This window comes from Pseudomonas idahonensis, from assembly GCF_037903935.1.
Lineage (GTDB): Bacteria > Pseudomonadota > Gammaproteobacteria > Pseudomonadales > Pseudomonadaceae > Aquipseudomonas > Aquipseudomonas danubii.
Window position 1 is genome coordinate 5,076,549 of sequence record NZ_CP149586.1, and the last position, 19,509, is coordinate 5,096,057.

Sequence of the window (19,509 nt, forward strand, 5' to 3'; positions counted from 1 at the left end):
GCCCCGCGGCACGCCATTGAGATCCGCAGTGACGCATTCAATCTCATCAATGCCCGTCAATCGCTCGGCGAGTGAACTGTGGCCATCGGTTGTCATGACTCAATCCTTGTTGTTATACGAGCCGCGAACGGCGACCCGTACAAAATACGCATCACCCGTTCAGGATTTCAAGCAGGCAAGAATAAAATCCCGGGAAGGCGCGAACTCCCGGTGAGCAACCCACACGTCACGGCCAGCACCGACTCTGAAAAAGAAGAAGGGAACAGCCCCTGACAGGGCCTGGCCAGCCTGATAACACCTGGCCGCCGCAGCCTTCTGCGAGCACGCCGATCAGACACTCAAGGCAAGTACAGCTTGAACAGCCCGCCGCCTAATGGACCGCCGTTGCTGATGCGGGTGTGTCCGCATACGCCATTGCGCTGATGCAACTCGGCAATGCGCCCGGCGAAATACAGCCCCAGCCCGGTGCTGCCGCTGCTCTGATTGATGCCCTGCAAATAATCGGCCTGACGCTCGATCATCGCTTGCGGGTAGCCGTCGCCGTCATCGTTGATGGACAGCACCACCTGCCCCTCTTCATCACTAACCGTGATCAACAGCGCATGGCGGGCATAACGCAGCGCATTGTTGATGCAATTGGCCAACACCGAGGCAATCAGCTCTCGATCGAAGAAGCCCAGGGGACTCAAGGGATCGACCTCATAGGTGGCAGAGATTCCACGACTCTTGAACACATCCTGATGGCTCACCAGTTGCGCTTCGATGAAATCATCCAGCTCGTGGTAAGCCGGTTGCAGCGGCAACTGGTTGACCCCCAGCTTGTACAGCCCCAAGAGCTGCACCAGCATGCCGTTGAGGTGAGCGAAGTGGTAATCGATCACCCCCTGTTCCGGCGCCAGTTGCGTCTCGGGCTGACGGGCCTGCCACTGGGCATGGGCCTGCATCAGCATGGCCAGGGAATTTTTCATGTCATGGACGGTGGAGGCAATCACCGTGGAGAAATCGAGCGCCTGTTGCTCTTCGTTCATTCGCCAAACGCCTTGCTTCGCAGCTTCTGGTAGCGCGCATAACGCGCATCGGTATCGGGCATCATGCCCACCATTTTCAGGCACGCCTGGCATTCTTCCAGGAGCGCCGCGTCTGTCTTGGGGTCTGTGCCGTGCAACAGCGACTGCGCCATGTTCAGGGCAATACTGATGTTCTTCGGCTGCATGGCCAAAGCCTTGCGGAACAGCTCCCGGGCCTCGCTCAGATTGCCCGCCTTGTAGCTGCGTACCCCCTGGCGGTTGATGTCGGCCGCCGCATTGGACGAACTGAGAATAGTCGGATCATCGGTGAGCTTGGCGATGTTCTGCATGACCTTCGGATCGTCGCCGTAGATTTCCGCACAGTTTTTCAACATCGACGCACCGGCACTGGCCTGCCCCAACATCTGCAGCTGCTTGGCCACCAGCAATGCCGCTTCGGGACTCATGAACTGCTCCATGCCGTCCAGGCGCATCAACGCCTGCTCGGTGAGCTTCTCTGCGGTTTCCGCATCATTGAGCAGCAGGCTGGTGGCCTTCATCAAGCGCGCACGAATCTGCAGTCCGGGGTCGGTGGGGTTTTCCTTGGCCACGGCACTCAGGGTCTGGTTGATCTCCAGGCGGGTGCGGGTGTCCAGGCCCTTTTCACTGCCCTTGCTGATCAAGGCATGGGCCAGGCCAAGATTGCTTTCCGGGTCCTTGAAGCGCGACTGCGCGCCCTGAGATACAGCCTGCCGATAAGCCCTGGAAGCGCTGTCGAAGTCTTCGTTGGCCATGGCCAGCTTGCCCAGCAGCGCCTGACGACGCACCGCCAGCGGTGACAGGCGCACTGCCTCCTCCAGCACATGCTGGGCACGCTTGGTGTCGCCTTCAGCCACCAGCACATCCGCCAGTCCGTCGTAGAGCCCGGGCATCATCGGGAAAGCCTTGAGGGCCTTTTCATAGACGGCCTTGGCTTCGCCGACCTGCCCGCGCTTGAACAGCAGGCGCCCCAGGCCGACGTAGGCCCAGGGCAAAGGCCGATCCGCGAGAATACTGTTATACAGGCGCTCCAAAGGCTCGTTCTGATGCATGTCGCGCAGGGCATCCGCCCGATAGCGCAGGCACAACGGCGCGTAACGCGGGTCCTGCTTGCACAGGGCGATGCAGGCGTTGAGCACTTCCACCGGCTTGCCCCGATCAAGGGCTTGAAGAATCGGCTTGAGCAGGGTCTTGCGCTGCTGCAGCCGCTCCAGGCGCTGGGCCAGACCGGAGCGGTTGAAGGGCTTGGTCAGATAGGCATCGGGCTCGTGCTCCAGGGCACTGAGTACCATGGCCTGACTGCTCTCGGCAGTGACCATGAGGAACACGCTCTCATGACTGATGAGCTTTTCCAGCATCAGGTCTTCCAGCACCTGCTGGCCGTTTTTCTTGCCGTCGCCCAGATGATAGTCCTGGAGGATGAAGTCATAGCGCTTCTGTGCGCACATGCGCAGGGCCTGTTCGCCAGTGTCGGCGGTGTCCACGTCCTTGACGCCCAGCTCACGCAACATCGAACGCACCGAACTGCGGAAGTCCGAGAAATCATCGACGATCAAAAAGCTCTTTTGGTGGTACGCCAGCATCGAAGATTCCAGGCAAGTAAGAAGATCAATCCAGGGACAGCAGGACCCGCCCGGCTTCGCAGCCTGTTTTTGGCGCGCAGATAATAGCTGCTGGCCACGGGCTATCAAGCACTTTCAAGTCGACCTGTGATGCAGATCGCCACTTGGGAACACAATTGTCCACTGAAGGTATCGGCCGGATTCGCCATTCCCTTATAGAGGCCAGACAGCATTTGCCGCCTGATGAAAAAAGTCCTGGCCCTTCGCTGAAAAACACTTAGGCGGCGTGCTCAAACCTTGGATTCTGAAACATCACCTGATAGCGTGCAGCGCCTCAAAGCCTCGATCGTTTTTGCTCCGCAATGCTGGTCCTGCATGCAGGATCGGCCAGCCGGCAAAGGTTCCATCAGTCGCAAGCCCCACAGGCTTGCAATCCGGGTGTCGAAGGATCGGCATGACGCCCGACGGCGGTATCATCGACGAGCAAATGCCGGTCTGCCAGGCAGTGCATCAAGGGATGCGCAGGTCATTATCAAATGGAGTTAACGATGGCGCATGACAGCAGTGCGATAACCGGGATTGAACTGGAACAGTTCATGGACCGCCTTGAGGCGCAACAGCAGGACCAGGAAACCGAGACCCTGCTGGCCCAGTTGCAAGCACAGCCGCTGCGGGCCGACTCCCTGGCCTCGATCGACCGCCTGCACACGCTATGGATGCAGGCCGGTGATTCAGCCGCGGCCCGCGCCGTTATCGCAGAGGATGGCCATGCCCTGCTGCAAGCCGTGCATGAGCCTGCCCGCGCTGAGTTGATGATGAACCTGGCCATCCTGCGCTTGCGCATCGCCAGTTATCTGGACGACGACGCAACCTTGCTTGAGGTGCTCGAACAGCTCAACCAGATGGCCACGCAAACCCTGGACTTCAATGTCGAGCACTATCGTCGCTACCGAATCTTCGACGAGCTGGAACAGGGTCGCCTCGAAGTCGCGCTGAAAACCATCGAAGTGCGCTACGCCCTGACCTTGAGCAATCCTGCCCGTGCGGCGCTGCGTGCCTGGGACGCCGCCGACCAGTATCAACGCCGCGCCCGCGTCCTGGCCTTCCACGACCGCGACGAAGAAGCCCGGAGCGCCGCGCTAGAAGCCGTCAACGCCTTACGCACTGCCGGCCCCGATCAGGACATCGATGAAGGCGACTGGCTGTGGCTGGGCAACTCCCTGATCGAGATCATCCCGTTACGCCTGGCGCTGTTCGAACAACCCATCGCCCAGCTGACTGCTGGCCGCTCGCTGCCCCAGCGCCGCGAATGGGAAGTGCGCACCGCACGCCTGGCCGCCCGCGCCCTGCACGCCCAGGGTGATCTGGCCGGAGCGTTGAAAGTCTGCAATGCCGCAGCCCTGAGCCTGGATTCTGACGGCGGCAACAATTTCATCGAGTACGAACTGCCTTGGCTGATGGAAGCCGGGCGTATCGACGAAGCGGGGTTTCGAGCCTTCATCGACGTTTATGACAGGCAAACCGAGCTCTGGCCGGCCACCGCCCGCCTGGTTCTCGACCGCCTGCAAGATCCCCAAGAGCACAGTGCCTGGTGGCCGATCTGCGTGATGCGCGCCTGTATCACCGAAGAAGCACTGCAGAGTTTTCTCGAAGCGCTGCCGAACATCGAAACCAGCGAGCCCGATACCACCCCACTCCTGGCCGCCCTGTACCAGGCCATGGAAGATCTGGAGACACGCGACTCCCTGTTTGCCCAAGCCCGCGCCGAAGCCCTGCGGCGTGCCCCAGAGCAGCCCTGGATCACCCGCCTGACCGCGGTGCATGACGCAGAGCGCGGCCTGATCGACGCGGCCACCGAAGCCAGCCTGCTGCAGAACGCCATCCAGGCAGGTCGCATGCAGGACAATCGCAGTGCGTTCTCGCTGTTTGCCGCTCGGGTCAACAGTCTGGGAGTGATCGAAGCACTGAAAGCACCGAAGCCGGTGCTGTCCTGCGGCAAATACGCCTACAACTACGCACTGAGCATCGAAGATCTGGCAGAGACCGAAGCCGACAAGTTGCCCAGAGACGCCCGAGACCAAGCCTATTCGTTGCTGCGCGAAGCGCAGAAAGACGCCTACGAGCAGGGCCAGGCCCACATGGAGCGCTACTTCGCCAGCGGCAGCGGACATCCCTACGATGCCTGCGCGCACCTGTACTCCATGCTCTGCAACAACCTGGCGATCAACTATCGCTACTACAACCAGATCCGCTACGAAGACGCCATCGAGTTGCACGCGCGCGGCATCGCCGCCAGCCCGTTCGCCGAGCACTACAACGGCCTGCTCAGTGCGCGTATCTGCCTGGAAGATCTGCCTGGCATCATCGATGCCGCAGAACAGCTTTGGCATTACTCGGCGGAGTTCGGCTATAGCCGCCACGACCCGAATGAGTACGTCGCCTCGGTGGCGTACGCCCTGTACAAGCTCGATCGCGACAATGAAATCCTCATCTGGCTTGAACGCTTGCTCAAGTGGCAGGAAGAGCAAGGCGTCAGCGATCAGCAATTGGACAGCTCCGCACTGTTCGCCCGGATTCAGGTCGCGCGCTACCTGGCCCATGCCCATCCCAACAACGCCGACAGCCTCTGGCAACGTTACGAGCCAGCAGTGCTGTCCTTGAACGAAGTCTCGGTCATGTCCAGCTCGGTGGACTTCCTCAAGGCCCGCGGCCGCACCGCCGAAGCCATTGACTACTGTGCACGAACCCTGGCCCTGTGCGCCCCGGACGATGACTACGACATCAGGTGCCGCGCCCGGATCGAAGAAATCCTGAGCGAGCTGCAAGCCCCGACTCAACCGACCGCCAAGAAAAACTGGTGGCAGATATGGAAGTAAGCGCCGACAAGCGCAGCCCCAGCTACGCCCCGCGCAACCTGCTGAATGCCGATGAACTCAAACGCGGCATCACTCAGCGCAGCCAGGGGCGCGGAGACGAAGACGCGGTACAGGGTTGGTTGCTGAATCACTTCTATCGGCACCTGGTGGGCAACTTCGAACCCGCACGGCGCATCCAGACCCTGGAGGACGCCTGTGCAGCGCTGGGTACCGATACGCCGCCGGCCTGGGTGAGCGGGTACTTCGACAGCGCTGCCAAGGCACAGCCCGAAGACGCCGCAAAGGCCGTGGCGACGCTGGTATGGGTCGACCCGCAGGAGCCATTGCTGTTGCAGCAGGAACTGCAACTGGTGGAGTTCCTGACCTCCCGCAAAGGCACGGCACTGGAGGGCAAGCTGGAGCGCATCACTTGCCCGCAGGCCCTGGCGCTATGGGAAAAAGAGCACGCGCAGATGGCCGCACGGGTCGATCAGGGCTGGCGCCAGAGCTCTCCCGACGCCTTCAATGTGACGGTCTCCTGCGCCGAACACACCTGGGTCGAACTGCGCCCGGAAAGCCCGATGCTACGGGCTGAAATGGCCTTCGAAAGCTATGTGATGCGTCACTGTCTGGGGCAATTCGCCAACCGCCGGGCCTTGACCGGCGGCTACGGTGAACGCTATGCCGAAGCCGTGGAGCAACAGGGCATGCGCGTGTTCAGTCTGCGTGATGCCCAGGGCCAGCCCCACATCACCGTCAGCCTGATCATCCAGGACGACGGCGCACTGACCGTGGAGCAAGTCAAAGGCAAGCAGAACCGCCCGCCCATCGAGCGCTACTTCCAGGACCTGCTGCGCCTCCTCAACACCCTGGGCACCGACCTGCAGACGCCAGCCGACTGCATTGCCATCGGCATCGTCCGCACCGATGCCGGCTGGTTGCGTATCGAGGAAGTCAGCGACGCGCAAGCCCAGACCCGCCTGGTGGCTCGCTACCCGCAACTGTTCTACCGACTGGACGCACCATCGGCCATGGTCGAATGGCTGGTGGCGGCCCGTCAGTCCGACTTGCTGCTAGAGGTTGCCCCCCAGGCGCCATCGGTCAAGTACGCCACCCGCCATATCTTCAAGAAAAGCCCCCGGCCACAATGCCACCCCGACGACCCGCTGTATCGGACCGAAGGCGTGCCCTGGACGGACATGTCTGCGCCCCAGGCCGAGGAAATCGTGGCCTGGCAGGCCAGGAACCGGTGAAACGCACATGATGACGATAATTGCCGTAGCCTTCGGCGCCTGGCTGGTATGGCGCTACTTTCGCCGCCAGTCGCCCACCTCTCTGGTGGTGTTCACGCCGCGCAAACGCTGGGCACTGAGCCTGGCGCAACCCATGGTGGATGCCACAGGGATGACCGGTTTCTTCGATCCCGAGACAACTCATTTCATGGATCAGGCGAAAGCCTCCCTCAGGGCCCCGCTGCTGCACCAGATCGGCTTTCGCAGCAACGCCACGGACGACGAAGTCCGCGAACACTTGAACAGCACCCTGGAACGCCAGTGGTTCCGGGTTGACCTGCACAGCCTGAACGCCAGCGACGACCCGCGAGCAGCAATGGCCTTCGCCTGCGTGCGCAGCGCCTTCTTTGTCCGCTGCGCAATGTTGATGGGCTGGATCGACACCGAGAGCGGATGGCGGATCATGCTCCTCAATGCCCAACGCGCCCAGGATTGCTTCAGCGACTGGGAGGACTTCGGCAGGGCCTTCATGCTCGGGCGCAGCCAATGGATCGCAGCGTTCAGGGCCGACTCTCTGGGTGAGGTGTTCAATGAAACAAGCCTGAACCGACTGCTGATGCCCGGTAGCGGCATCTGGGCTGGGGTTGCCTGGCAGGGGCTGCCGGCGTTGTTGCCTGTAGCGGATTGAGACCGCGAAGGGATGGTGTCCCAGGGCAGGTTCGAACTGCCAACCTTCCCCTTAGGAGGGGGATGCTCTATCCAATTGAGCTACTGAGACAAAACGGCAAGCGCCTGATATTTCATGGCGCGTGGGACGGCGTGCATGTTAACGGCCAAGGCCGCATTTGTCATGTTATCCATAGGGCTTTTTGCACGAGCCGTCAGGAGCGCTCCGCTCGCTCATGGCCTCGTCGTGCACATTGCATCACTGCAAAAAGCCATCATTGCAAAATGCAATTCAACAATCCCTAGATTCCATCTCAAGTTATTGTTTTTAAAGAGTTTATCTGCAGTTAAACTCTTGGCACGCAGGCTGCTTTATCAGTGGGTAAAACACTGCGGAGATGACGCCCATGAACAGTGCCCTGTTTCTCTTGAATGCGATCGCCATTGCCGTACTAGTGGCCTTTTACTTTCAACCTGTAGACAACGCTGACCCTACCGGACTGTCTACCGCTCGTTACAACCAGCACCCGGTACCGCAGCTGGCAGTCATGAACACCCAGGTCGAGCCTCGCAGAATGGCTCGGGTCACCCAGGAAAAGAGCCCGCAGCAACTCGCCGCCACGCCAACCGAAGGCTGGATTTTTTAAGACCAAGACTTCAGGAGTCTCCGATGTCCACCGCAGCCAAAAGCCTGCTTATTCTGACGTTAATCAGCGCTATCGCCGCCTTGCTGCTGCCTGAAGCCCCATTGGGCAAAGCTGCTCTGATCATCTGCGGCTCAATGTTCAGCCTATTCCTTTTGGCGCTGTTGGCCGGACGCAAGATCAAGTTCGACCCGATATTGCGCTGATCCCGTGCTCGCTCAGTATGGCCAGCAGATGCTCCAGGGTTGTCGTCAACTCACAGGAATTGTCTAGGCGCACAACCTGCTCGTCATCCAGCCAGGCAGAGGAGGCAAACTGTTCGTTGCGCTGTAGGCGACGCTCTATCTCCGGCAGGCTTTCCCTGCCTCTACGCAGCAGGCGACGGCGCAATACCTCGGTATCGACCATCAGAACTATCGGAACTAAATCAGGATAACGTTCCCGTGCCTGTGGCAAATGGCCTCTAGAGCCGTTGATCAATACATTCCGCCCCTGCGCCAACCAAGTATCGATTTGCACGGGAATGCCATAACCCAGACCATTAGCTCGCCAAAACAAGGCAAAATCGCCCCCGGCCACCCGCCGCTCGAACTCCTCGACAGTGACCTCTTGCGCCTCCTCACCCACCGACTCGGCCGAGCGCGTGATCACCCTTCTTACAACCTCACATCCCAATGCACTTAAAGGCTGCCTGGCCGCATCAATCAGGCTATCCTTGCCGGCCCCTGAAGGCCCCATCAAATAAATCAGTCTACCCGGCATGGGCTGCCGCTCCGGACAGCACAACTAGTAAATCGGCCATTTGCCACTATCCTCTAACAGGTAGGGATTACGCTTTCATCCGCATAGCATGCACCTTCACAAGTGCACTGACACTCCCGTCGGATGGGAGAATGCGGCCAACAACGCGGGCCCGGTGATCTTTTCAAACCAGTCCGCATTTCTGATAATTGGTGCTGGCATAACGCCTTTATCCAGTTCAATATTTGTCACAGAATTGACGCCAAGGATCTGGCAATTTTGAGGCATGATGCGGGCCTCTTAACAATTCAGGTTGAACATTTGGCAATCAGGCTTGTCCTAAAAGACAGCTCGCGGCCAATTCCGAGAACCGCTCCCCTGAACTAACCGGTTAAATATATGCGCCCATTGAAACAGGCAATTTATTCCAGCCGTACGGCTGACAAGTTCGTCGTACGTCTACCCGACGGGATGCGTGAACGCATTGCCGAGGTGGCTCGCAATCATCACCGCAGCATGAACTCCGAAATCATCGCGCGCCTGGAGCAGAGTCTTATTCAGGAAGGTGCCTTGGGTGAAGAGTTGAGCATGCGTCTGGACAGCCCTGAGCTGTCCTTGCATGAACGCGAACTGCTTCAACGCTTCCGCCAACTTTCACATCGCCAGCAGAACGCTTTGGTTTCGCTGATCGCCCATGACGCCGAAATGGCCGCAGACGCCAACTGATTTCACCCTGAAAGCTCAAGCCAGCCTAGTTGCTGGCTTTTTTTTGCCTGCGATAAAAGCAACGAAGCGCCATAAAGGCGCTTCGCGAATAAACCGATGTGCAAGGCTGGCTCAGAGCAGGAAGATCGTCGCCAAACCAAGGAAGATGAAGAAGCCGCCGCTGTCGGTCATGGCAGTAATCATTACGCTGGCGCCCATTGCCGGGTCACGCCCCAAGCGCGCCAGTGTCATGGGGATCAGGACCCCCATCAGGGCTGCCAACAGCAGGTTCAAGGTCATCGCGGCGGTCATCACCACTCCCAACGACCAACTTCCGTAAAGCATGTAAGCGACAACACCGATCACTCCCCCCCAGACCAGACCATTGATCAGGGCTACAGCCAGCTCCTTGCGCATCAGGCGTGAAGTATTGCCGGTACTCACCTGGTCCAGGGCCATGGCCCGGACAATCATGGTGATGGTCTGATTACCCGAATTGCCGCCGATACCGGCAACAATCGGCATCAAGGCCGCCAGGGCTACCAACTTTTCGATAGAACCTTCGAACAGACCAATCACTCGGGATGCGACAAACGCCGTGATCAGATTGATTGCCAGCCAGGCCCAACGGTTGCGCAGTGACTTCCAGACCGAGGCGAAGATATCCTCCTCTTCCCGCAGACCGGCCATATTGAGGACTTCGGTCTCGCTTTCCTCACGAATCAGGTCGACCATTTCGTCAATGGTCAAACGACCAATCAGCTTGTCGTTCTTGTCGACCACCGGAGCCGAGATCAAGTCATAACGCTCAAATGCCTGAGCCGCATCGTAGGCATCTTCATCCGGATGAAAGCTCACCGGGTCGCTGGCCATGACTTCCGCGACCTGCTTGTCCGGATCATTGACCAGCAGGCGCTTGATCGGCAGCACCCCCTTGAGCACGCCGTCGTAATCCACCACAAACAGCTTGTCGGTATGGCCCGGCAGTTCCTTGAGACGACGCAGGTAGCGCAGAACCACTTCAAGACTGACGTCCTCTCGAATCGTCACCATCTCGAAGTCCATCAGCGCACCGACCTGCTCCTCGTCATAGGACAACGCGGAGCGAACGCGTTCACGCTGCTGGCCGTCAAGGGCCTCCATCAACTCATGGACTACGTCTCGCGGCAGCTCGGGAGCCAAGTCAGCAAGTTCGTCGGCGTCCATCTCCTTGGCAGCAGCCAGGAGCTCGTGATCGTCCATGTCGGCGATCAGGGTTTCACGCACGGAGTCGGATACTTCGAGAAGAATGTCGCCGTCACGCTCGGCCTTGACCAACTGCCAGACGGTCAGGCGCTCTTCCAGAGGCAAGGCTTCAAGGATATAGGCAACGTCGGCAGAGTGCAGATCATCGAGCTTGCGCTGCAATTCGACGAGATTTTGCCGATGGACCAGGTTCTCGACCCGATCGTGATGGTGACCTTCCTGACGGTGTGTCAGGTCTTCAACCACCCGCTGGCGCTGCAGCAGCTCAACGACTTGAGCGAGGCGGTCTTGCAGGCTTTCCTGCGTTTTCTTTACTTCTACTTCGGTCATAGGCGAACTCCACTCCCAGCAGAGGAGCACGCCGGAAGGATCAATCAGTCAGTTCATGATTGTGAAAACGGGATACTGAGTAACTACTGGGTAAGTCCATGGAGGTATTCCACAAGCCCCGGCGGGGCTGACGGGCGCAATGATACACCGCTTGGCAGTTTTAAATGTTAAAAAATCGCGGCAAGAACAAGCGCTTGCGGCATAAACCTGAGTAGCGTCCGAATCTATGAGATTGCGACGCCCCGGCAGAAAAAGAAAACACACACGCAGAGAAAAAAGTTCGGCGACAGACAGGGCATTCGACTTCCGAAGATCAAAGCTGTTCCAGCCGGACGAGCAAAAGAGCGACAAATAAAACGCAGAAAGCAAAAAGCCCGCATCTTTCGATGCGGGCTTTCTGATGTATGGTGCACTCGACAGGATTCGAACCTGTGACCGCTCGGTTCGTAGCCGAGTACTCTATCCAGCTGAGCTACGAGTGCATTTTGTGTTTTTAGACCAGACCACAACTGGTTGACGCCAAGTTAACTACATTACTGCAACTAACTCTTAAATGGTGCACTCGACAGGATTCGAACCTGTGACCGCTCGGTTCGTAGCCGAGTACTCTATCCAGCTGAGCTACGAGTGCATTTGTTGCCGCGCATTATAGGCCGTTAAATCTTTTTGTAAAGCACTTTTTCTAGTAATTTCAACAACTTACAGAAAAAGCCAGATTACAACGTACTAAGCAAATAATGGCGGAGAACGGGGGATTCGAACCCCCGACACCCTTTTGAGGTGTACTCCCTTAGCAGGGGAGCGCCTTCGGCCACTCGGCCAGCTCTCCGCAACACGGGGCGTATATTAACCAGCTTTCTCCCCGTTTGCAAACAAAAAAAACGATAAAAATTAATGGCTTGGTTCTTCGTCCTTCTCTTTCTTTATCCGCAGGTAAATTTCCTCACGGTGAACCGCCACTTCTTTGGGGGCGTTGACACCAATACGCACTTGATTACCTTTGACGCCGAGCACGGTCACAGTGATCTCGCCATCACCAATGATCAGGCTTTCTGCGCACCGACGAGTCAGAATCAGCATACCTATCTCCTCACGCATTACATTTTCAGGGACTACAGTCTGCAAAAAAAAGGGTGTCGGCCTACAACCTGGTCGGCTGCAGTCCTACACGCCTAAGTATTGACTAGCACGGGCAAAAGAACAGTTTTCTCCCGTGCCGATCAAAAACACAAAGGGCGCGGTCAGACCGCGCCCCTTTCAAACACTTATCACTCGCCCTGGCGGGCTGGAGCGTCAAGCTCGAACGCGGTGTGCAGCGCACGCACTGCCAGTTCCAGGTATTTCTCTTCGATCACTACCGAAACCTTGATTTCGGACGTGGAGATCATCTGGATGTTGATGCTTTCCTTGGCCAGGGCTTCAAACATGCGACTGGCCACACCCGCGTGGGAGCGCATACCGACACCCACGATCGAGACCTTGGCAATATTGGTATCACCGACCACTTCACGGGCACCGATCTCACGAGCGGTGTTTTCCAGCACAGTCTGAGCCGCCAGGTAGTCATTGCGGTGCACGGTGAAGGTGAAGTCGGTGGTGTTATCGTGCGAGACGTTCTGCACGATCATGTCGACTTCAATGTTCGCCGCGCTGATTGGGCCGAGAATCTTGAAGGCCACGCCAGGATTGTCTGGCACGCCACGGATAGTCAGCTTGGCTTCATCGCGGTTAAAGGCGATGCCGGAAATGATCGGCTGTTCCATGGATTCCTCTTCATCAATAGTAATGAGGGTGCCCGGACCCTCCTGAAAGCTGTGCAACACGCGCAGCGGAACGTTGTACTTGCCAGCAAACTCGACCGCGCGGATCTGCAGCACCTTGGAACCGAGGCTGGCCATTTCCAGCATTTCTTCGAAGGTGATTTTGTCCAGACGCTGAGCCTTGGGTACCACACGTGGATCAGTGGTATAGACGCCATCTACGTCGGTATAGATCTGACACTCATCAGCCTTCAGGGCCGCTGCCAGCGCCACACCAGTAGTGTCGGAGCCGCCACGGCCCAACGTGGTGATGTTGCCGTGCTCGTCAACGCCCTGGAAACCGGCAACCACAACCACACGGCCGGCCTTCAGATCACCACGAATCTTCTGATCATCGATCTGCAGGATTCGCGCTTTGTTGTGAGCACTATCGGTAAGAATACGTACCTGGTTGCCGGTGTAAGACACCGCAGGAATACCACGCTTGATCAACGCCATGGCCAGCAACGCAATGGTCACTTGCTCGCCGGTGGAGACGATCACATCCAGCTCACGGGGAACCGGTTTAGCTTCGCCACTGATCTGCTTGGCCAGATCGATCAGGCGGTTGGTTTCGCCACTCATCGCCGACAGCACAATCACCAGGTCATCGCCGGCTTCGCGGAACTTCTTCACCTTGTCGGCGACCTGCTCGATCCGCTCGACAGAGCCGACCGAAGTGCCTCCAAATTTCTGTACGATCAAAGCCATTTTCTAAGCCGCCTCAGCCCGTAAAGGGGCGCCCGTTAATCAATCAAACTGCACAGCGCATGGACCCGCCACTAGACGACGGGCCCGGCTCGGCGCCTTAAATACCCTGCTCGACAAATGGCACGGTCAGGGCCAGTGCCGCATCCAGCGCAGCAGCATCAACACCACCGCCTTGAGCCATGTCTGGACGACCACCACCCTTCCCGCCCACTGCCGCAGCGGCTTGTTTCATCAAATCACCGGCTTTGAGTTGGCCAGTCAGGTCCTTGGTTACACCTGCAACCAGTACGACCTTTTCCTCATGGACACTGCCGAGCAGGATCACTGCGCGGCCGAGTTTGTTTTTCAACTGATCCACCAGCGCCAACAGCGCCTTGCCGTCCTGGCCATCAAGACGCGCAGCCAGCACTTTCACGCCCTTGACGTCTGCCGCCTGGGCGGACAGATCGTCACCCGCAGCGCTGGCAGCCTTGGCCTGCAACTGCTCGAGCTGCTTCTCCAGCAGACGATTGCGCTCCAGCACCGCCGACAGCTTGTCGATCAGGTTGTCGCGGCTGCCCTTGACCAGGGTCGCCGCTTCCTTGAGTTGTTCTTCCGCAGCGTTCAGGTACGCCAGGGCCGCAGCACCGGTGACCGCTTCAATACGCCGCACACCGGAAGCCACACCGCCTTCGCTGGTGATCTTCAGCAGGCCGATGTCGCCGGTACGGTTGGCGTGAATGCCACCGCACAGCTCCACCGAGAAATCACCGCCCATGCTCAGTACGCGCACGCTGTCGCCGTACTTCTCGCCGAACAGCGCCATGGCGCCCTTCTTCTTGGCGGTGTCGATGTCGGTTTCTTCGGTTTCCACCGCAGAGTTCTTGCGAATCTCGGCGTTTACGATGTCTTCCAGCGCCTTGATCTGCTCAGGCTTGATCGCTTCAAAGTGGCTGAAGTCGAAACGCAGACGCTGACTGTCCACCAGCGAGCCTTTCTGCTGTACGTGCTCGCCCAGTACCTGGCGCAGTGCAGCGTGCAGCAAGTGGGTGGCCGAATGGTTCAGCGAAGTGGCGTGACGCACGTCAGCATCGACCTGAGCATCAACCGCAGCCCCCACGATCAGACTGCCCGACGCCAGTACGCCGTGATGCAGGAACGCGCCGCCGGTCTTGGTGGTGTCGCGCACATCAAAGCGCGCATTGCCGGCCTGCAGGTAACCGCAGTCACCGATCTGTCCGCCGGACTCGGCGTAGAACGGAGTCTGGTCGAGAACCACAACCCCCTCTTCGCCTTCATTCAGTACGTCGACCGATTGCCCTTCTTTATAGAGAGCGACCACTTTGGCCGAACCGCTGGTGGCGTGATAGCCGGTGAACTCGGTGGCCACATCGACCTTGACCAGGCTGTTGTAGTCCATGCCGAAAGAGCTGGCCGAACGGGCACGTACCCGCTGGGCTTCCATCTCGCGCTCGAAACCTTCCTCATCGAGGGTCAGGCTGCGCTCACGGGCGATGTCACCGGTCAGGTCCATGGGGAAACCGTAGGTGTCGTAGAGCTTGAACACCACGTCGCCCGGCACTACCGAGCCTTCGAGTGCCGCCAGATCCTGCTCGAGGATCTTCAGGCCCTGCTCCAGGGTCTTGGCGAACTGCTCTTCTTCAGCTTTCAGCACGCGTTCGATATGCGCCTGCTGGGATTTCAGCTCTGGGAAGGCTTCGCCCATTTCGGCCACCAGGGCCGCGACGATCTGGTAGAAGAAGCTGCCCTTGGCCCCCAGCTTGTTGCCGTGACGGCAAGCGCGACGAATGATCCGGCGCAGTACGTAGCCACGGCCTTCGTTGGATGGCAGTACGCCATCAGCAATCAGGAAGCCGCAGGAACGGATGTGGTCAGCCACCACTTTCAGCGAGGCCTGGGCATCGTTGGTGCAACCGATGGCCTTGGCCGCTGCGTCCAGCAGGCTCTGGAACAGGTCGATTTCATAGTTCGAATGCACATGCTGCAGCACCGCGCTGATCCGCTCCAGGCCCATGCCGGTATCCACCGACGGCGCTGGCAGCGGGTGCAGCACGCCATCGGCGGTGCGGTTGAACTGCATGAACACGTTGTTCCAGATTTCGATGTAACGGTCACCGTCCTCTTCAGGCGAACCGGGTGGGCCGCCCCAGATATCGGCGCCGTGATCGTAGAAAATCTCGGTGCAAGGACCACACGGGCCAGTATCGCCCATGGTCCAGAAGTTGTCGGAAGCGTAAGGCGCGCCCTTGTTGTCACCGATGCGCACCATGCGCTCGGCCGGCACCCCGACCTCTTTGGTCCAGATGTCGTAGGCCTCATCGTCGCTGGCGTAAACCGTGACCCAGAGCTTTTCCTTCGGCAGGTTCAGCCACTTGTCGGAGGTCAGGAAGGTCCAGGCGAACGTGATGGCGTCACGCTTGAAGTAGTCGCCGAAGCTGAAGTTGCCCAGCATTTCGAAGAAGGTGTGGTGACGAGCGGTATAACCGACGTTTTCCAGGTCGTTGTGCTTGCCGCCGGCGCGGACGCACTTCTGGCTGCTCACAGCGCGGGTATAAGCGCGCTTTTCCTGGCCCAGGAAGCAATCCTTGAATTGGTTCATCCCCGCGTTGGTGAACAGCAGGGTGGGGTCGTTGCCTGGGATCAAGGAGCTGGAGGCTACACGGGTGTGGCCTTGCTCTTCGAAGAAGCGGAGGAAGGCTTCACGGATTTCTGCGCTTTTCATTAGGTTCTTCCACGGAGACTGCGGCCAAAGGCCTGTGCGCAACGTCAACAGACGAAACGACGGCAAAGGGCCGCATTATATCGGCGTTAATCACTTGGTACAGCGTGTTTGTACGATACAAACAGTCAATTGGACGGAGAACACTGTCAGTTACGGGAAAACTCGGCAAAAGTGCGCACCACTTGTTCGATTTGCCCGGAACTGACATCCAAATGAGTCACCAGGCGCAGCCGTGACGCGGCGCTGAGGCTGATCCCTCGCTCGGCGGCGAACGCCTTGAGGGCTTCGGCCCTATCCCCCATCTGCACATACACCATATTGGTCTGCACCGGCTCGACACTGAAGCCCGCCTGGCTCAGCCCCTGGGCCAGCAACTGCGCATTGGCATGGTCATCCGCCAGACGTTGCACCTGATGCTCCAGGGCATACAGCCCCGCTGCCGCCAGCCCACCGGCCTGGCGCATGCCACCACCGACCATCTTGCGCAGGCGCCGCGCCTTGCCGATCAGTTCACGGGAGCCGCACAACACCGAGCCCACTGGCGCACCGAGTCCCTTGGACAGGCACACCGATACCGAATCGAAGTGTTCGGTGATCACCCGGGCATCCACCCCTAGCTTCACCGCCGCGTTATACAAGCGCGCACCATCCAAATGCAGGGCCAGCCCCCGCTCACGGGTAAAGGCCCGGGCCTGGGCCAGGTAAGCCAAGGGCAGCACCTTGCCCTGCATGGTGTTTTCCAGGGCCAGCAAGCGTGTGCGGGCAAAATGAAAGTCATCGGGCTTGATCGCGGCCGCCACCTGATCCAGGTCCAGGGAACCGTCGGCCCGGAGCTCCAGCGGCTGAGGCTGGATCGATCCCAGCACCGCAGCACCACCTCCTTCATATTTATAGGTGTGGGCCTGCTGGCCAACGATGTACTCATCGCCTCGCTCGCAGTGGGCCATCAAGGCCAGCAGATTGCTCATGGTGCCGGAAGGTACAAACAGGGCCGCGGCAAATCCCAGGCGTTGCGCCAGTTCCGCCTCCAACTGATTGACCGTCGGGTCTTCGCCGTAGACATCGTCTCCGGTACGGGCGCAAGCCATGGCCTCGAGCATGCCGGGAGTCGGCTGGGTCACGGTGTCACTACGAAGATCGATCACGCTCATCACATCTGGCTCCAACTACGAGGGACCGCAAGGTCCGCGCTGAACAGGGGGAATTCCCTTTCGAAACGAATTACTGCGGCCCCACGGCCGATTAATCAAGCAGCAACTGTAGAAAACCTTGTGCTACAGGGTGAAAAATCTGATGAACATTATCCAAAAGGCACAATGCTTCCCCGCCAAATCTGTGTTAAAAACTCACCGCCCGCGAAAAACTCACGGGCAATCGTTCTCAGGGCGGGGTGTAATTCCCCACCGGCGGTAATTGCGCGCAATGTGCATAGCCCGCGAGCGCTTGGCGATGCCCGTGGCAAGTCCACAGGTGACGACAAGGTCAGCAGACCCGGTGTGATTCCGGGGCCGACGGTCATAGTCCGGATGAAGAGAGAACGGGATTGGCGCCAAAGGGCCGCTGCCGGGTAGCTCGTGGGAAATCCACGGCCGTTCTGCGCGCACCCTTAAATCCCATTCGATTCATATACGCCCTGTTTTTCATACAAACAGGAGTCAGAACAGATGCAACCCACCGCAATCGATAGCAAAAGCAAACACCACCCCAACGAGCGCGTCGCCTTTATCCAGGCCTGCTGGCACAAGGAAATCGTCGATCAGAGCCGCCAGGGGTTCGTCGCGGAAATGCTCGCCCAGGGTTATCAGGAAAGCGATATCGACTTCTTCGAAGTCGGCGGCGCCTTCGAGATTCCTCTGCACGCCAAACTGCTGGCCAAGTCCGGCCGCTACACCGGGATCGTCGCTGCGGGACTGGTGGTGGACGGCGGCATCTACCGCCATGAGTTCGTCGCCCAATCGGTGATCAGCGGCCTGATGCAGGTGCAGTTGGAAACCGAAGTGCCGGTATTCTCCGTGGTGCTGACCCCGCATCACTTCCACGCAGGCGAAGAGCATCAGAAGTTCTTCTTCGAGCACTTCGTGCACAAGGGCCAGGAAGCGGCGAAGACCTGCGCCGATACCCTGCAGAAAGTTCGCGCCCTGCGCCGCAATGAGCAGCGTGCGGTAGCGGTTTAAGCGTTAGCGGTATCGCCGGCAAGCTGGCTCCTGCGGGGGCTCGGCTTGCCGGCGAACGATCCTTCAGGCCAGGCCGTCAGCCGATGCCGGCACAATCAGAATCCCCGCACGCAGGCCGTTCTTGACCTTGGGATTGGGAAAAATGATCCGCGCGCCCTCTTCCTCGATGACCCAACGGGTCTGGGCGATATCCTCGGCCAGCAGGTAACCCACTTCCAACTCGGAAAAGTTCTCGACGTCCGCCGGCAAATGCAGGTGGAAGCTGTCGCTGTGCTTGATGATTTCCCGCGCCACGCTGAACAGTTTCAAGCCATCGAGGGTGTCCTGTTCGGGCGCTGGCTCGGTGCCTTCGATGATGTGCTTGAGGCGGGTTTCCAGGCGCTCGACATTGACCCCCTGGTTCTGCCCGAACGGCCGTGCCTTGCCCAACTCCAGGGTGAAGGACTCGGCCCCCAGCTGATCGTAGGTGTAGGCGCTGAAGACAATGGAAGGCTTGTTCTGCAGCAGCACCGCCTCCATACCCGCCGCCCGCAGGCGCGCCAGTTCACGGCGCGAATGCTGGCGCCCATCCTTCCACGGATAGAGGGCAAACTGTTCGATCTTCGAGCCACGGATCGCCGTGTGCAGATCGTAGTGCAGGCGTTCGCGCCCCGGCAGGTTGAAGAAGCTCGCCGCCAGACGTTCCAGCTCGCAAGCCCGCAAGGCTTCGAAACCGCTGCTCAATTCATGCCGGCCGTTGAACAGCCGATTGACGTCCTGCTCGACGAATCGCTCGCCACGGCGCATGGCCTCGGGGTTGCCGAACAGGAACAGAATGCGTGCCCTGGGCTTCAAATCGCCCCGAGCAATGTCATGCAACAAACGGTCGAGCAGCTCGATGGGGGCTGTCTCGTTGCCGTGGATACCGGCGGACAGCAACAGATCCAGACCGTTATCCCGAGCTTCGGGCGGCCGTACTTCCAGCGCGCCCTCGCTCAGCCAGCGCATGCGCACGCCGTCGACAGTCAGTTGAGTCTTCTCTGCCGGTTCACGGCCGGCGAGGGTCAGTTCAAGCAGTTTGCCGAGGGCGAGCATAAA

16 protein-coding genes, 4 tRNA genes and 1 riboswitch are annotated in these 19,509 nt (G+C 59.1%); of the genes, 7 read left to right on the top strand and 13 right to left on the bottom strand.

The genetic code is table 11. The features are described from left to right. Positions 1–338: 338 nt before the first annotated feature. Together WIN67_RS22790 and WIN67_RS22795 are read right to left on the bottom strand one after the other, a co-directional pair. Complete coding sequence (locus WIN67_RS22790; protein WP_306407835.1) at positions 339–1,028, bottom strand: sensor histidine kinase; 690 nt, start codon at positions 1,026–1,028, stop codon at positions 339–341. Then, a complete protein-coding gene (locus WIN67_RS22795; RefSeq protein ID WP_102860699.1) occupies positions 1,025–2,629 on the bottom strand; it encodes a tetratricopeptide repeat-containing response regulator in 1,605 nt (534 codons plus the stop codon). The genes WIN67_RS22790 and WIN67_RS22795 overlap by 4 nt, the downstream gene beginning before the upstream one ends. A gap of 527 nt (positions 2,630–3,156) precedes the next feature. Here WIN67_RS22795 and WIN67_RS22800 point away from each other — a divergent pair. From WIN67_RS22800 to WIN67_RS22810, 3 genes are read left to right on the top strand one after another with little or no spacing between them, the layout of a single operon-like run. Then, positions 3,157–5,484, top strand: coding sequence for a hypothetical protein (locus WIN67_RS22800; protein WP_339070077.1), 2,328 nt, complete (start codon positions 3,157–3,159; stop codon positions 5,482–5,484). Next, entirely contained in the window at positions 5,475–6,716 is a 1,242-nt protein-coding gene (locus WIN67_RS22805; protein WP_339070078.1) for a hypothetical protein, read from the top strand. The genes WIN67_RS22800 and WIN67_RS22805 overlap by 10 nt, the downstream gene beginning before the upstream one ends. Before the next feature lie 7 nt (positions 6,717–6,723). After that, positions 6,724–7,383 (top strand): DUF1266 domain-containing protein, encoded by a 660-nt coding sequence (locus WIN67_RS22810; RefSeq protein WP_110594752.1) that lies wholly within the window; start codon positions 6,724–6,726, stop codon positions 7,381–7,383. 13 nt (positions 7,384–7,396) lie between these two features. On the opposite strand, the gene WIN67_RS22815 is transcribed toward WIN67_RS22810, so the two are convergent. Then, positions 7,397–7,473 (bottom strand) — tRNA-Arg (locus WIN67_RS22815). A 295-nt stretch (positions 7,474–7,768) separates the two neighbouring features. On the opposite strand from WIN67_RS22815, the gene WIN67_RS22820 reads away from it, so the two are divergent. Together WIN67_RS22820 and WIN67_RS22825 are read left to right on the top strand one after the other, a co-directional pair. Further along, a complete protein-coding gene (locus tag WIN67_RS22820; RefSeq protein WP_306399698.1) occupies positions 7,769–8,008 on the top strand; it encodes a hypothetical protein in 240 nt (79 codons plus the stop codon). Between the two features lie 23 nt (positions 8,009–8,031). Beyond that, the gene (locus tag WIN67_RS22825; RefSeq protein WP_102860694.1) at positions 8,032–8,211 is read left to right on the top strand and encodes a PA3371 family protein; all 180 of its coding nucleotides are present in this window, start codon (positions 8,032–8,034) and stop codon (positions 8,209–8,211) included. Here the strand turns inward: WIN67_RS22825 and phnN are convergent. After that, entirely contained in the window at positions 8,186–8,767 is a 582-nt protein-coding gene (gene phnN / locus WIN67_RS22830) for a phosphonate metabolism protein/1,5-bisphosphokinase (PRPP-forming) PhnN (RefSeq protein ID WP_306395920.1), read from the bottom strand. The two genes, WIN67_RS22825 and phnN, sit on opposite strands and share 26 nt — an antisense overlap. A gap of 378 nt (positions 8,768–9,145) precedes the next feature. Between phnN and WIN67_RS22835 the strand changes: the two genes are divergently transcribed. Next, entirely contained in the window at positions 9,146–9,472 is a 327-nt protein-coding gene (locus WIN67_RS22835; protein WP_016968184.1) for an Arc family DNA-binding protein, read from the top strand. 111 nt (positions 9,473–9,583) lie between these two features. Here WIN67_RS22835 and mgtE read toward each other — a convergent pair whose 3' ends face one another. From mgtE to ltaE, 8 genes are all read right to left on the bottom strand, one after another. Then, positions 9,584–11,026, bottom strand: a complete 1,443-nt coding sequence (gene mgtE / locus WIN67_RS22840; protein WP_102860692.1) for a magnesium transporter — start codon at positions 11,024–11,026, stop codon at positions 9,584–9,586. 405 nt (positions 11,027–11,431) lie between these two features. Then, positions 11,432–11,508, bottom strand: a tRNA-Arg gene (locus WIN67_RS22845). 72 nt (positions 11,509–11,580) lie between these two features. After that, positions 11,581–11,657, bottom strand: a tRNA-Arg gene (locus WIN67_RS22850). A 107-nt stretch (positions 11,658–11,764) separates the two neighbouring features. Next, positions 11,765–11,855: transfer RNA gene (locus WIN67_RS22855), tRNA-Ser, on the bottom strand. Between the two features lie 62 nt (positions 11,856–11,917). Next, positions 11,918–12,106, bottom strand: a complete 189-nt coding sequence (csrA, locus tag WIN67_RS22860) for a carbon storage regulator CsrA (RefSeq protein ID WP_002554426.1) — start codon at positions 12,104–12,106, stop codon at positions 11,918–11,920. A gap of 188 nt (positions 12,107–12,294) precedes the next feature. Continuing rightward, positions 12,295–13,536: an aspartate kinase gene (locus tag WIN67_RS22865; protein ID WP_102860691.1), complete on the bottom strand. Its 1,242-nt coding sequence runs from the start codon at positions 13,534–13,536 to the stop codon at positions 12,295–12,297. A 97-nt stretch (positions 13,537–13,633) separates the two neighbouring features. Further along, entirely contained in the window at positions 13,634–16,258 is a 2,625-nt protein-coding gene (gene alaS, locus WIN67_RS22870; RefSeq protein WP_339070079.1) for an alanine--tRNA ligase, read from the bottom strand. A gap of 146 nt (positions 16,259–16,404) precedes the next feature. Further along, positions 16,405–17,409 carry a low-specificity L-threonine aldolase gene (gene ltaE / locus WIN67_RS22875; protein WP_339070080.1) on the bottom strand — a complete coding sequence of 335 codons (1,005 nt, stop codon included), beginning with the start codon at positions 17,407–17,409 and terminating at the stop codon, positions 16,405–16,407. Between the two features lie 221 nt (positions 17,410–17,630). Beyond that, a riboswitch (FMN riboswitch) is annotated at positions 17,631–17,801 on the top strand. Between the two features lie 121 nt (positions 17,802–17,922). Here ltaE and WIN67_RS22880 point away from each other — a divergent pair. Further along, positions 17,923–18,432, top strand: a complete 510-nt coding sequence (locus WIN67_RS22880) for a 6,7-dimethyl-8-ribityllumazine synthase (protein ID WP_102880592.1) — start codon at positions 17,923–17,925, stop codon at positions 18,430–18,432. Between the two features lie 63 nt (positions 18,433–18,495). Here WIN67_RS22880 and astE read toward each other — a convergent pair whose 3' ends face one another. Then, positions 18,496–19,506, bottom strand: coding sequence for a succinylglutamate desuccinylase (astE, locus tag WIN67_RS22885; protein ID WP_273924076.1), 1,011 nt, complete (start codon positions 19,504–19,506; stop codon positions 18,496–18,498). Positions 19,507–19,509: the final 3 nt, after the last annotated feature.